Raw genomic sequence first — 13,390 nt, 5'->3', positions numbered from 1 at the left:
ATGCCGGCGCGGGGCGGCTGATGACGGCGGCGCCGCGCGTCACGGCCGCGCCGTTGATCTTGAACACGCCGACCGCCTGCGCCAGGTGCGAGGCCTGCTCCTGCAACGCTCCGGCCGCGGCGGCGGCTTCCTCGACCAGCGCGGCGTTCTGCTGGGTGGCCTGGTCCATCTGGCCGATGGCGCCGTTCACCTGTTCGATGCCGCCGGTCTGTTCCTGGCTGGCGCTGGTGATCTCGGCCATGATGTCGGTCACGCGGCGGATGCTGTCCACCACCTGTTCCATGGTCACGCCGGCGGTGTCGACCAGGCGCGCGCCGGCATCGACATTGGCCACCGAGGTGGTGATCAGTTCCTTGATTTCCTTGGCGGCGGCGGCCGAGCGCTGGGCCAGCGTGCGCACCTCGCCGGCCACCACGGCGAAGCCGCGACCTTGCTCGCCCGCGCGCGCCGCTTCCACGGCGGCATTGAGCGCCAGGATGTTGGTCTGGAAAGCGATGCCGTCGATCACGGTGATGATGTCGACGATCTTCTTCGACGAATCGTTGATGGCGCTCATGGTGGTCACCACTTCGCCGACCACGGCGCCGCCCTTGGTCGCCACTTCCGAGGCGGCGATGGCCAGCTGGTTGGCCTGGCGCGCGTTGTCGGCGTTCTGGCGCACGGTGGTGGTCAGTTGCTCCATCGACGCGGCGGTTTCTTCGAGCGCGCCGGCCTGCTGCTCGGTGCGCGAAGAGAGGTCGAGGTTGCCGGCGCTGATTTCCTGCGAGGCATTGGCGATGGTGTCGGTGCCGACGCGGACCTGGCTGACGATGTCGACCAGGCTGTCGTTCATGTGGCGCAGAGCGCGCAGCAGGGCGCCGGTCTCGTCGCCGGTGCGGCCGTCGAATTCGTGGGTGAGGTCGCCGCTGGCGACGGTTTCGGCCACGGTCACGGCATCCCGGATCGGCCGCACGATGCCGCGCGTCAGCAGCCATGACAGGACGGCGCCGATCAGCACCGCAATCGCGCTGAGCACGATGATCAGTTGCGTGCTGGCGGAGGTGTTGCCGTCGATGGTGCGGGCGGTGGCGTCGATGCTGCTGCGCTGCAGGACCACCAGTTGCTGCAGCAGATCCTGATACTGCTGGGCGGCCGGGGTGAACTTCTGATCGAGGATGCGCGCCGCTTCCTCGGCATTGCCGTCGGCCTTGGCCTTGACGGCGCCGTCGCGCGATGCGCTGTAGGCTTTGCGTTGTTCCAGGATGCGCGCGAACAGTTCATGTTCCGGACCGGTTTCGGCGATCAGCGGTTCGATACCTTTGAGCAGCTCGGCGGCTTTCTTGACCGAATCGGCCGCGTCGTCCTTGAAATACGCGCCCAGCGACGGGTCCGAACTCTTGACGATGGCGGCGGTGCGGCGGATCGACGCGAAGTTCAGGCTGTACCAGTCGGTGATCATGCGTTCCTTGGTCAGCGGCGCGGCCATCATGGCGCGGGTGGAGCTGCCGACTTCCAGCAGACGCCAGACGCCGACCGCGGCGATGAGCACCGTCATCGCCAGAATAAGCGAAAAGCCCAGCCCGAGGCGCTTTCCGATTTTGATGTTGGAGAATAAACCCATGACAAGTTCCCTTGATTTATGGCAATACAAAGGTATGGGATTTTATCTCAATAAGTGCGCCAAAGAAATATTTATTTTCATTGTGAAATATTCACCTGTAAAATGTCACGGGAATTCCTTCCTCAACCCTGAAGCGAGTAGCCATGAAAACTTTACGCCATACCCTGCTGATTGCCGGCCTGAGTGCCGGTCTGCCCGCCATCGCCGCAGCGCTGCCGGCGCCGATCGTCGCCCAGCTGAATGCCGACTATCCCAAGCTGGAAAGCTTTTACCAGGACTTGCACGCCCATCCCGAACTGGGCTTCAACGAGCACGAGACCGCCGACAAGCTGGCCGGACGCGCGCGCGGCCTCGGCTTCGAGGTGACCACCGGCGTCGGCGGCACCGGCGTGGTGGCGCTGCTGCGCAACGGCCCCGGCCCGACCGTCATGCTGCGCACCGAGATGGACGCGCTGCCGGTGCTGGAAAAGACCGGCCTGTCGTTCGCCAGCCAGGTCACCACCAAAAACGCCGCCGGCGACACCGTGCCGGTGGCCCATGCCTGCGGCCACGACCTGCACATGTCGGCCTGGTACGAGACCGCCAAGCTGCTGGCGGAAAATCGCAAGGCGTGGAGCGGCACGCTGATGCTGGTCGGCCAGCCGTCGGAAGAACCGCTGACCGGCGCCGCCGCCATGATCAAGGACGGCCTGTTCACGCGCTTCCCCAAGCCGGATTACGCGCTGTCCATGCACGACGATGCGACCATGCCTTCGGGCACCATCATGTGGCATGCCGGCCCGTTTCGCGCCTCGGCCGACACCGTCACCATCACCATGTACGGCCAGGGCGGCCACGGCGCCGTGCCGCACGAGACGCGCGACCCGGTGGTGATGTCGGCGCGGCTGGTGATGGCGCTGCAAACGCTGGTCTCGCGCGAGAACAACCCGCTCGATCCGGTGGTGATCACGGTCGGCAGCATCCAGGGCGGCACCCAGGCCAACATTGTGCCGGACCAGGTCAAGCTGGCGCTGACGGTGCGCACCTTCCGTCCCGAAGTGCGGCAGCGCGTGCTGGCCAGCATCGCGCGCGAAGCGCAAGGCGAAGCGATCGCCGCCGGCGCGCCGAAGCAACCGCTGGTGGAGATCAAGCCGGGGCCGGATTCGGTGTACAACGATCCGCAGCTGATGGCGCGCGCGGTCAAGGCGGTGGAGCAAGCGGTGGGCGCCGACTTCGTGAAGGAAATGCCGGCCAAGATGACGTCGGAAGACTTCGCGGTCTACGGCCAGCAGCCGGGCGTGAAGGCGCTGCTGATCCACGTGGGCGCGGTCGATGCGGGCCGGCTGGAGGCGGCGAAGAAAGCCGGCCAGCCGCTGCCGGGCACCCACTCGCCGCAATGGGCGCCGGACCTGAAGCCGACCCTGACCAATACCGTCAAGGCCGAGACCGCGATCCTGCTGGACCTGATGCCGGCCAGGCACTGACCGCTCGTCCTGAGGACGCGCAGCGACGCGGCAAGGCGCGGCGGCGGCAGCCCCTGGCTGTTGGGAACGGAGAGCCGAACGGGGAGCGTGGCCACGAAGCGGCCGTGCGCCGAAGTTATCGGCGGCGGAATGGTGGCGGCGCCGAGCCCGGCGCGCGCTTTTCGATATGGCGGAACACGATGCGTCCCTTGTTGAGATCGTAGGGGGACAGTTCCAGCGTGACCTTGTCGCCGGCCAGGATGCGGATGTAATTCTTCTTCATCTTGCCCGCCGCGTAGGCGATCAGTTTGTGGCCGTTGTCGAGGTCGACGCGGAAGCGCTGGTCGGGCAAGACTTCATTGACCACGCCATTCATTTCAATTAATTCTTCTTTCGCCAAGGGACTCTTTCTGTGCGGTTGCCGGGAGTGGCCGATCGGGAGGAGCGAAAAAAAAGCCCGCTGACATGCGGGCTTCGTTTCAATGTAATGCCAATGCTTCAATCGCGGCTCCAGCCCGGGCTATCTGCCAGGTGCGGAGCGCTCGGCCGATGCTATCTGCAAGGTGCCGAACTGTGACCAACGTATGTGGTGCTACAACGGGGAGGCACTCGAGAACCTCACCACAGAACGTAGTGTAACACAGTTTTGTGCGGCGCACAAACCGATTCAGCTCAGCCGATCCCAGTACGGCGGCGCGCCGATCCCGGCCAGCAGAAAGTCCCACACGGCGCGCACCTTGTGCGAACGCAGCCGGTTCTCGGGCGAGATCAGATACATCTGGCTCGGCGCCGCATTCATCGCGCCCTGCCAGGCCGGCAGCAGCAGCTGCAGCTGGCCCTTGCCGATACTGCCTGCGGGCAGCAACCAGGTCGGGAAAAAGCCGATGCCCTTGCCGGCCAGCGCCGCTTGCAACAGCACCTCGCTGTTGTTGCTGCGCAGCGTACCGGTGACATCGACGGCGTTCACCTGGCCTTCGGCTGGATGGCGGAAAAACCAGCGCTCGGCGCCGCCATTGCCCTTATGTATCAGACAGCCATGCCCGCGCAGCGCCTGCGGCGTGTCGGGCTCGCCGTGCCGCTGCAAATACGCGGGACTGGCGCAGAGCACATAACGCTGCTCGCAGATTTGCCTGCCGATCAGGCCGGAGTCCTCGAGCTGGCCGATACGCAAAACGATGTCGGCGCCATCCATGACCGGGTCGATGTAGCGGTCATCGAGTATCAGCTCGGTCGTCAGGGCCGGGTAAGCGGATTGCAATTCGATCACCAACCGTCCGAGATGGAGACGGCCGAATGCTGCCGGCGCATTAATGCGCACCACGCCGCGAATGCTGCCGGCGTTGCCGGCGATCTCTTCGTTGGCGGCATCGAGCAGTTCCAGCACGGTGCGGATTTGCAGGTAATAGCGCTCGCCGGCATCGGTGAGCGTGACGCCGCGCGTGTTGCGGTAGAGCAGTTGCTGGCCGACGTCGACCTCGAGCGCCGCGATGAAACGCGAGACCGACGAGGCGGGCACCTGGAAGTGCCGCGCCGTCGCGGAAAAGCTGCCGGTGCTGGCGACCATGGCGAAATAGCGGTGTGCCTTCAGATGCATGGTGTCGGTTGGCTATGCTGAAATCGCAATAGTGTTTTGTCGGAGGGGTAGATTGTATCGGATTTAGCATGGCCTTATTCTTCCTCCATCGTAAATTTTTCTGGAGGAAACCATGAAACGCATCTTATCCGCCGTGGCCGCCGCTGTGCTGTCGCTGGCCGCCATCGGCGCATCCTACGCTGCCGCGCCCGACGTCAAGATGTACCGGCTCGATTGTGGCCAGATGACGCTGGGCGACAAGTCGCTGATGTCGGACGCCGGGCTGTACAAGGGGCAGTCTTACGACATCGTCATGTCGTGCTATCTGATCAAGCATGGCGATGACTGGCTGCTGTGGGACGCCGGCCTGCCGAAAAAATACCTGGCCGGTCCGCTCACCGAGGGCAGTTTTGTCACGAAGATGGACCGCACGATCGTCGAGCAGATTGGCGAGCTCGGCTTGCGTCCGGCCGACATCAAGTATGTCGCCGTGTCGCATGCCCACTTCGACCATGCGGGCCAGGTCAACGACTTTCCCGCCGCCACCCTGATCATCCAGCGCGCCGAGCTCGACGCGATTGCCGACAGCGACAAGGCCTCGCGGCACTATATCGACGGCAGCCTGTTCAGCTCGCATATCGCGGGCGGCAAACTGCAGCGCGTGTGGGCGGTCGATGGCGACGTCGACCTGTTCGGCGACGGCACGCTGAAGACCATCCAGACCCCCGGCCATACGCCGGGCAGCATGGCGCTGCTGCTCAATCTGCGTCAAGCAGGCGCTTACGTGCTGTCGGGCGATCAGTGGCACTTCACCGAGAACCACGAACGGCAACAGGTGCCGACCTGGAACTACGATCACGACCAGACCGTGCGCTCGGGCAACAAGCTGGACGACGTCATCGCCCGTGCGCACGCGACGCTGGTCATCCAGCACGAACCGGCCGACAACCGCAAGCTGCCCAAGTGGCCGCGCGCGCTGAATTGAGCGGCGTCCCCCGGCTCAGGCGGCAGGACGGATGTTCTGGTTGGTGCGGAACAGATTGGCGGGATCGTATTGCCGCTTGATCTGCGCCAGGCGCGGATAATTCGTCCCGTAGGCGTCGGCGCTGCGTTCGCTTTCGTCCTGCGTCAGGAAATTGACGTAGACGCCGCCGGTCGCGTGCGGTGCGGCGGCGCCGAAGAACTCGCGCGCCCAGGCGATGCAGCGTTCATCGTCGGCCGGGTCTTCCCAGCGCGTGTGGACGTTCATCACGTACAGCGCGTCGCGGTGCGGATAGGCGGTGTCGCCCGGCGCCGGCCGGCTGGCCCGCGCGCCCAGCAGGCCGATGAAGATCTCGCAGTGCGGCGTCGGCAGCGTGCCGGCATAGCGGATCACGGTATCGATGGCGGCATCGCTGAGCTGGGTGAAATTGTGCGATTTCCAGTAATTGCGCGCGCCCGGCGTCAGCAGCGGATCGAAGGCTTGCTGCCAGGCGACATAGGGCATGGCGCCGACGTGCATGCCCAGCGGCGTGCCGAAAGCGGCGATGCGGTCTATCGTAGCCTGCACCGCATCCGGCGGCTGGCGCGAGAACAGCGGCAGCACCAGCGCCTCGCGGCCGTGCGCCGCGGGCGGCAAAAAGGGCAGCGGCGGCGCCTTGCGCAGAACGGCCCAGGCGGTAAAGTCGTCCGGCATCTCCGCCACCAGCGCGCGGTACTGCGTCAGCACGGCGGCGGCCTCGGCGAACGGGAACACCATCAGTCCTGCCGTGACTTCCGGCCCGACCGGATGCAGCTGGAATTCAAACCGCGTGATCACGCCGAAATTGCCGCCGCCGCCGCGGATGGCCCAGAACAGGTCGGGGTGCTCGCCCGCGCTGACGTGCAGGTGCTGGCCGTCGGCCGTGATCAGCTCGGCCGCCAGCAGGTTGTCGGCCGTCAGGCCCAGCATCCGGCTCAGCCAGCCGAAGCCGCCGCCCAGCGTCAGCCCGGCGACGCCGGTGGTGGAGTTGATGCCCAGCGGCGTGGCCAGGCCGTACGCCTGCGCCTCGTGGTCGAAGTCGTGCAGCGTGGCGCCGCCTTCCACGTAGGCGCGGCGCAGCGCCGAGTCGATGTGCACCGACTTCATGGCCGACAGATCGATCACCACGCCATCGTCGCACAGCGCGCTGCCGGCGATGTTGTGGCCGCCGCCGCGCACGGCCAGCGGCAGGCCATGGTCGCGTGCCCAGGCCAGCGCGGTGCGCACGTCGGCGGTGCCGGCGCAGCGCACGATCGCGGCCGGACGGCGGTCGATCATGCCGTTCCAGACGGCCCGCGCGGCGTGGTAACCCTCATCGTGCGCAAGCAATAGCTGTCCGCGCAGCGCGGTCCGCAGTCCTTCCCATTCCTGATTCGTCAAAGTATTCATCGTGCCGCTCCATGTGATTGACACCGGTTGATGGTTTCGACACGCACGCCGGCACTGACACGGCCGGGCGGCGCATGCTTCAGGATAGGAAGTCAGGTAGCGTTCACGCAAGCACAGGCGCTGTGGTTGAGGTGCGTGAAGCGGAAACAAAAAGACTTAATTGGAGGATTCAAGGATTTGCATGATGACGGGATCATGCTTATATTTTCGTTTTAGTTTTGGCAAAAGGCGCTGGGTTCTTTGGCACTGACCAGCGAGTTCACAGTCGTTGCGCCACTGGATCAGATACCTTACGTCGGCAGGTAGCGCATTTTTTTCTTGGTCCGCTCCCCGTTCGCGGCATTCGCTGGACCAGCGATCAACTTTCATCAAACGGATCTGCTCACCTTGCGTTTGAAGGCGTAGGCAGGCGCCGCCTTTGACGTATTGGAAAATGCAGAAAGACAAACCTTCGCTACAAGAATCGACCTCGGCGTACCCATTTTCCACAAGCTGCCTTTCCAATCCCATGTGTTCACCCGAGGCCAAATGGGCTGGCGGGTCTGCGCGCCATCCGGCAGCATAGAGTTGCTTTCTCGCTGTGATAAAGGGGTCCCCAATTTTTAGCGCAGCTGGTGCGGCATGGACCAGTGCAGCGGAAAGGAGCAATGCAACGACGACGACAGTCTTGCTCATTTGGTCGTACCCCCTTCGGATTTATAAACTGTCTCAAAATGCTCGAACTCAACATAGGGCTGATGGTAATGGCCAGGCTTGCCTTTCCCCATTGGAAGCGCAGCCTTTGCAGCGATGCCTCAGCTACGCCAGCCTCGATATCGCCTTCTTTAATTTTCTCGATAACACCAGCGGCAGTTGTGGTGCCGCCCGTTCCCGGGCCGGGGTGGGTCGAAAAGTCAGTAAATCGCCAAGGATGGTTTTTCCTGCCTTTGACTGCACCGAACTTAAAGTCATAGCCACCGCCTTCTGCCTCTCCGATAGCTGCTAGGAAAGCCCGAACGTTCGCGTTTTTTAGGAATTCCTTGTTTTCCGCCACACGCTGTTCTTTTGTTGCCTTGATTCGTACTTTTTTCGCTTCACTGTCCTCGTGAGGCGTAGTCCGTTTGGTTGCGCGATGATGAAGAACGCGCCTGGATGGCGATGTCACCGTGTCAGCCATATGAGCCCTCACGCGTAAAGTTGAATGGATTCAGCCTGGGCCGCTGCTGTTAGCAGATGTGCATGCCCTTGGGAATCTGTCGTCCCAAATTCGACCTCCCCGTTCTCACGCCTCAGGGCGTACTCGGTTTTTGGAAGTGGATCGCCAGTCTCTTCGTCGATCAGGACATATCTGTCGTCGAACATCATGATTGTGCCGTTTGCGGTCTCAGCTGCTGCCGAGGCTGTTGCCTGCGACATGTCGGCGTCTGTTTCGCCAATGACCTGGCATCTGATAGATTGGTTGGGCACAAGCCGGGGAGGACTAGGGCAGCCGCAGACACACAAATCGTTTTCCAAGGCGACATTCTTGCCGTTCCATGTCTCGGGAATTCGAGGACCGACGCACTGGATCTTCCCTTCTGAATTACATGAGGGGCAGAAAATTACATCGCCTTCGAGTGCAATCGCGACGCCGTTGATGCTGCCGTGGCTGCTGGCTGAGATAACCTTGCCACCGCAAGCAGTCGAAGCACCTAGCGTGATTGTGTGACGTTTCATCTGAAGTCCCTTGTTTGACATCGACGGGCGCGTAGACGGCTCATTTAGCAAATAATTGATTGGATGATTTATTCGCATATTGCGAAGACTCAAGAAACGTGCAGTATATTTACATCAACGCGGTTGATTTGGCAGATGGCCGCTATTTGTTCGTCGCCATCGACCGCGCCACGCGCTGGGTCTTCCTGCACATTTGCCACGACATGAGCGACACCAGCAGCATTGATTTCCTGCGCCGGCTCAAGGATGCTTCGCCCGTCAAAATCGCCAAGATCGTGACAGACACGGCTCACAGTTCACGGACCGTTTCAGGACCAAGGACATAAAGCCCAGTGGCCGCCATGTATTCGATAAGGTATGTCGCGGCATGGACATCGAACACCGCCTGGCCCACCGCGCCATCCGCAAACGGACGACATGGTCGAGCGCTTGAATGGTCGCATCAATGAGCTTTTGTAGCAGACCCGCTTCGACAGCCAGGCTGATCTGGAGACGACGTTGAAAAATTATCTCAAGCTATACAACCACCATATTCCGCAGCGAGCCATCGGCTCCAAAACTCCGATTCAGGCCCTCAAGGAATGGCAGCAACAGAAACCGAAGCTGGTTGTAAAACGGGTTTCTGAACAGACGGGACTGGACAGCTAATCCAGAAAAGGGGCGATCCGAGGAAGAGTCGAAAAGGAATTCGATTGTTGTGGCTGTTAAGGAGGCAGGGAAGAAGTCGGAAATTGACCGACACACGGACTTTGTGTTTTTGAAACAAAAACGCCAACCTGCATGGGTTGGCGTTCTCTTTCAAGCATTCTTGGTGGCCCGGGGCGGAATCGAACCACCGACACAAGGATTTTCAATCCTCTGCTCTACCAACTGAGCTACCAGGCCAAGGCGCGCAATTATAGCAGTCCTGTTTCGAAACGCCAAGTCCAGAGTGCATGATATATCTGGTCAGCGCGTCTTGCAAGGATGGCAACAAGCGGCCGCGCTCGCTGTCGAGGGCGCTGAAGTGGGGATGGGCCGTGGTCAGGCCGCACTCGACCGCCGGGCGCGGCTCCAGGCTGGCGGTCGGGATGCCAGCCAGCCCGGCCGCCTGTCGCGCCAGTTCCGCCCAGCTGAGCGCGCCGCCATTGCTGAGGTGCCAGATGCCGCTCTCGCCGTCGATCAGCAGGTCGAGGCAGGCATGCGCCAGGTCCGGCACGTGGGTGGGCGACACCACCAGATCGGTGGCGGCGCGGAACGGCTGGCCGGCCGCCAGCGCCGCCAGCGCGCGGCTGATGAAGTTGTGCCGGTCCCACGGTCCGAAGAAGGCGCTGCTGCGCACCATCAGCGCCTGCGGCAGCACGGCCAGTACGCGCCGTTCGGCCTCGGCCTTGCTGCGGCCGTAGGCGTTGAGCGGCGCCACCGGGTCGCTTTCGACGTACGGGCTGCGCTTGCTGCCGTCGAACACCAGGTCGTTGGAAAAGCTGAGCAGGCGGATCGCGTGGCGGCTGCAGGCGGCCGCCAGAATGGCAGGGCCGAGGGCGTTGTCGCGGCGGCAGCGGCTGCCGTCGTATTCGGCGCGCTGCGGCTGCACATAGCCGCTGGCGTTGATGATGGCCCATGGCCGGTAGCGCTGGATGGCCGCTTCCACCGAGGCCGGATCGGCGATGTCCATGTCCTGCCGCCGGAGCAGCCGGCAGGCCAGGTGGCGTTCGGCGCACAGGCGGGCGAAGGCGCTGCCCAGGGTGCCGCCGGCGCCGGCGATCAGCACCGGCTGCGCCTGTGTATGGTCTGGCGCCGCCGTTGCCGCGCCCGTCGCATACAGCAGCCGTTGCGGCCGGCGCCACCAGCCCAGGCCCTGCAGCACCGGGTTGGATGGCGGCCGGGCGGTGGCCAGTTCCCGCATCAGCGTGGCCAGCGCGGTCGGGCGCGGCTCCGGGCAGCGCAGGTCGTAGGCGCCGTTTTCGTAATAGCCGTGGCGCTCGGTGACCAGTTTGTTCCAGTCGAAGGAGCCCAGCAGGGACCAGACGGTGACGGCGCGCACGTCGGCGCCATCCTGGCGTGCCTGCTGCGCCGCCTGCCAGATTTCGTGCAGCCAGCGCAGCTGGTCTTCGCGCCGGGCGTCGATGTGCGCTTCGGTGACGGCCAGCGGCAGGCCATAACGTTGCCACGCTTGCTGCAACAGCGGCGCGACTCCCGGCGCCGGCTGTGGCAGGGCGCGTGCTGCCACCAGGTCGATGTAGCCGCCGGCGCCGGCCGCCTGGTCCGGATACAGGTGGGGACGGTGGTCGAGCCAGCGGTCGCTGGTCACGTAGTAGTTGATGCCGATGATGTCGGGCGGGCAGGGATGGTCGCGAAACCACAGCAGTTCTTCCACGCTGGCGCCGCTGGCGGTCAGGTAGTCCCATAGCGCGTGGTTGCGGTCGACTCGGCCGCATAGCAGGTCCCACGGCAGCCAGCGCCGCTGGTTGTTGAAGCGCACCTGGGCCGCCATTTCGGCCGTGCCCCAGGTTTGCCCCAGGTCGTCGGTCTGCACCAGCTTCGCCTGCGGGTTGACGGCGCGTATGGCCTGCATCGACAGCGCCACTCCCTTGCACTGGTTGAGCAGCGCGCGCACGAAGCCGCGGTCGCTTTGTTCGTGCGGGTACCACAGGCCATAGAGGCAGGCAAAACGGGCGGTGGTGCAAGGTTCGTTGACCGGGGTGTAGTCAGTCAGCCACGGATAACGCGCAGCCACGGCGCCGGCGTAAGCGGCCAGCTTTTCGGGAAAGCCCGGATCGACCAGGCTGGTGTCGCGCGGTCCGCTGCCGTGGTGGACCAGGCCGGCGATCGGGGTGATGCCCAGCGCGCGCAGCGCGGCCAGGCGCTCGTCCGGCCAGGACCAGTCGGCCTGAGCGAGGCCGTCCGGCGCCACCAGTTCCCACAGCACCGGATAGCGCAGCGCCTGTATGCCGAGGGCGGCGAAGCGGTCGAGGTCGGAAATGCGGTCAGCGTGGCCATTCTGCTCCATCTGACTGAAATAGCGGTCGCGCACGCGGTTGACGGTGGCTTCCAGGCCGCCCCACAGTGCCAGGGCAGCTGCTTCTGTATGTAAAGTCATGGACTGGCTGGCGAGTCGAACTGGCAGCAGTATGCATAAAAAAATCTCGACCGTGCGCCGCCTTGCCGTGAATCCATTTTATTGACAGCATCACCAGACGGGGTATAGGGTTAGCTTATCCATGGACACTGAGGGGCGATATGAAGAAAGCGGCGGCGGTAGTGGTGGCGGGATGGGCGATGGCAGGAGCGGCGCACGGCGCCGAGCTGACGCCGGTGCAGAAGCAGATGCGCGCGATTTATCAGGAACTGGTGGAAACCAACACCACCAATTCGGTCGGGTCCTGCACGGTGGCGGCGCAAAAGATGGCCAAGCGCCTGAAAGCCGGCGGCTTCAAGGACAGCGAACTGCAGATCATCGTGCCGCCCGGCGGCCCGGCCAAGGGCAACCTGGTGGCGCGCCTGAAGGGCAACGGCAGCAAGAAGCCTTTGCTGCTGCTGGCCCATATCGACGCGGTCGAAGCGAAGCGCGAGGATTGGGAACGCGATCCGTTCAAGCTGGTCGAGGAAAACGGCATGTTCTACGCGCGCGGTTCGTCCGACGACAAGGCCATGGCCGCCTCCTTCGTCAACAACATGCTGCTGTACAAAAAGGAAAAGCTGCCGCTGAAGCGCGACATCATCATGGCGCTGACCTGCGATGAGGAACTGGTGCCTTCCGACTTCGACGGTGCCGAATACCTGGTCAAGCATCACCGTCCGTTGATCGACGCCGAGATCGCGCTCAACGAGGGCGGCGGCGGGCTGCTGGACAAGGATGGCAAGCCGGTGCGCCACGGCATCCAGGCCGGCGAGAAGATCTACCAGAGCTTCCAGCTGGAAGTGACCAATCCGGGCGGCCACAGCTCGGCGCCATACAAGGACAATGCGATCTACCATCTGGCCGAAGGGCTGGCGCGGCTGGGGCAGTTCTCGTTCCCGTTCAAGCTGTCGCCGGTGACGCGCGCGTATTACGAGCGCATGGCGCAGATCGAAAAAGGCCAGGTGGCGGCCGACATGAAAGCCATCCTGCAAGACCCGCCCGACCCGGCGGCGCTGGACCGGCTGTACGCGGTGAGCCCGGTGCACAATTCCACCGTGCGCACCACCTGCGTGGCGACCAAGGTGGACGCCGGCCATGCCGACAACGCGCTGCCGCAGCGCGCGCGCGCCACCGTCAACTGCCGCATCCTGCCGGGAGAGCCGATCGCCGAGGTGCAGGCCACGCTGCAGCGCGTGGTGGCCGACGACAAGATCAGGATCACCCGCATCGGCGACGGCGTCGACGGCCCGATGCCGCCGATGACGCCGACGCTGATGAAGGCGGTGGAAGAAATCAGCAACGACATGTGGCCGGGCGTGCCGGTGATCCCGACCATGTCCACCGGCGGCACCGATGGCCGCTTCCTCAACAACGCCGGTATCTGGACCTACGGCATCAGCGGCATGTTCCATGGCCCGGAAGGCAGCGGCGCGCACGGCCTGAATGAGCACATCCGCGTGAAGTCGCTGTACGACGGCCAGGAATACCTGTACCGCCTCGGCAAGCGCCTCGCCACGGATTAAAGGTGCAAAGTCAGGGTCAGGTCTTTCATTGCGTCACGGGCTCTACCGTAGCGATCGCTACGGTAGAG

At 63.8% G+C, this 13,390-nt stretch carries 10 protein-coding genes, 1 tRNA gene and 1 pseudogene; 4 read left to right on the top strand and 8 right to left on the bottom strand.

All coding sequences use genetic code 11. The annotated features are described in order from the left end of the window. Positions 1-1,600 (bottom strand): methyl-accepting chemotaxis protein (locus E4L98_RS11940; protein ID WP_135201780.1); only part of this gene is annotated, 1,600 nt, incomplete at its 3' end. A gap of 143 nt (positions 1,601-1,743) precedes the next feature. Between E4L98_RS11940 and E4L98_RS11935 the strand changes: the two genes are divergently transcribed. Continuing rightward, positions 1,744-3,063: an amidohydrolase gene (locus E4L98_RS11935; protein ID WP_135201779.1), complete on the top strand. Its 1,320-nt coding sequence runs from the start codon at positions 1,744-1,746 to the stop codon at positions 3,061-3,063. A gap of 115 nt (positions 3,064-3,178) precedes the next feature. On the opposite strand, the gene infA is transcribed toward E4L98_RS11935, so the two are convergent. Together infA and E4L98_RS11925 are read right to left on the bottom strand one after the other, a co-directional pair. After that, positions 3,179-3,442, bottom strand: a complete 264-nt coding sequence (gene infA, locus E4L98_RS11930) for a translation initiation factor IF-1 (protein ID WP_135201778.1) — start codon at positions 3,440-3,442, stop codon at positions 3,179-3,181. Positions 3,443-3,709: 267 nt separating this feature from the next. Next, complete coding sequence (locus E4L98_RS11925) at positions 3,710-4,636, bottom strand: LysR family transcriptional regulator (protein ID WP_135201777.1); 927 nt, start codon at positions 4,634-4,636, stop codon at positions 3,710-3,712. A gap of 112 nt (positions 4,637-4,748) precedes the next feature. Here E4L98_RS11925 and E4L98_RS11920 point away from each other — a divergent pair, with 112 nt between their 5' ends. Beyond that, positions 4,749-5,600 (top strand): N-acyl homoserine lactonase family protein, encoded by an 852-nt coding sequence (locus E4L98_RS11920; protein ID WP_135201776.1) that lies wholly within the window; start codon positions 4,749-4,751, stop codon positions 5,598-5,600. A 15-nt stretch (positions 5,601-5,615) separates the two neighbouring features. Here the strand turns inward: E4L98_RS11920 and E4L98_RS11915 are convergent, their stop codons facing one another. From E4L98_RS11915 to E4L98_RS30660, 3 genes are all read right to left on the bottom strand, one after another. Further along, entirely contained in the window at positions 5,616-7,004 is a 1,389-nt protein-coding gene (locus tag E4L98_RS11915) for an FAD-binding oxidoreductase (protein WP_135201775.1), read from the bottom strand. Between the two features lie 156 nt (positions 7,005-7,160). Beyond that, positions 7,161-7,679, bottom strand: coding sequence for a hypothetical protein (locus tag E4L98_RS11910; protein WP_135201774.1), 519 nt, complete (start codon positions 7,677-7,679; stop codon positions 7,161-7,163). Positions 7,680-8,168: 489 nt separating this feature from the next. Beyond that, positions 8,169-8,699, bottom strand: a complete 531-nt coding sequence (locus tag E4L98_RS30660; RefSeq protein WP_229257365.1) for a PAAR domain-containing protein — start codon at positions 8,697-8,699, stop codon at positions 8,169-8,171. 140 nt (positions 8,700-8,839) lie between these two features. On the opposite strand from E4L98_RS30660, the pseudogene E4L98_RS11895 reads away from it, so the two are divergent. After that, a pseudogene (locus E4L98_RS11895) lies at positions 8,840-9,347 on the top strand (integrase core domain-containing protein); the annotation flags it as partial. 161 nt (positions 9,348-9,508) lie between these two features. On the opposite strand, the gene E4L98_RS11890 reads toward E4L98_RS11895, so the two are convergent. Further along, positions 9,509-9,584: transfer RNA gene (locus tag E4L98_RS11890), tRNA-Phe, on the bottom strand. Then, on the bottom strand, positions 9,550-11,778 hold the full coding sequence (locus E4L98_RS11885) for a sugar nucleotide-binding protein (RefSeq protein ID WP_135201773.1): 2,229 nt from the start codon (positions 11,776-11,778) through the stop codon (positions 9,550-9,552). Before E4L98_RS11885 ends, E4L98_RS11890 begins: the two co-directional genes overlap by 35 nt. 140 nt (positions 11,779-11,918) lie before the next feature. Between E4L98_RS11885 and E4L98_RS11880 the strand changes: the two genes are divergently transcribed. After that, positions 11,919-13,322, top strand: coding sequence for a M20/M25/M40 family metallo-hydrolase (locus E4L98_RS11880; RefSeq protein ID WP_135201772.1), 1,404 nt, complete (start codon positions 11,919-11,921; stop codon positions 13,320-13,322). Positions 13,323-13,390: the final 68 nt, after the last annotated feature.

Origin of the sequence: Duganella callida (assembly GCF_004614165.1) — a bacterium.
In the GTDB taxonomy this organism is placed as follows: domain Bacteria; phylum Pseudomonadota; class Gammaproteobacteria; order Burkholderiales; family Burkholderiaceae_D; genus Rugamonas; species Rugamonas callida.
The sequence above is the reverse complement of the archived record's forward strand: the minus strand, read 5'-3'. Positions and strand labels throughout refer to the sequence as shown.

Excerpts from the sequence above, each read along its gene's own strand:
- E4L98_RS11935 (WP_135201779.1), top strand. The coding sequence starts at position 1,744 with ATGAAAACTTTACGCCATACCCTGCTGATTGCCGGCCTGAGTGCCGGT.
- E4L98_RS11925 (WP_135201777.1), bottom strand. The coding sequence starts at position 4,636 with ATGCATCTGAAGGCACACCGCTATTTCGCCATGGTCGCCAGCACCGGC.
- E4L98_RS11920 (WP_135201776.1), top strand. The coding sequence starts at position 4,749 with ATGAAACGCATCTTATCCGCCGTGGCCGCCGCTGTGCTGTCGCTGGCC.
- E4L98_RS11915 (WP_135201775.1), bottom strand. The coding sequence starts at position 7,004 with ATGAATACTTTGACGAATCAGGAATGGGAAGGACTGCGGACCGCGCTG.
- E4L98_RS11910 (WP_135201774.1), bottom strand. The coding sequence starts at position 7,679 with ATGAGCAAGACTGTCGTCGTCGTTGCATTGCTCCTTTCCGCTGCACTG.
- E4L98_RS30660 (WP_229257365.1), bottom strand. The coding sequence starts at position 8,699 with ATGAAACGTCACACAATCACGCTAGGTGCTTCGACTGCTTGCGGTGGC.
- E4L98_RS11885 (WP_135201773.1), bottom strand. The coding sequence starts at position 11,778 with ATGACTTTACATACAGAAGCAGCTGCCCTGGCACTGTGGGGCGGCCTG.
- E4L98_RS11880 (WP_135201772.1), top strand. The coding sequence starts at position 11,919 with ATGAAGAAAGCGGCGGCGGTAGTGGTGGCGGGATGGGCGATGGCAGGA.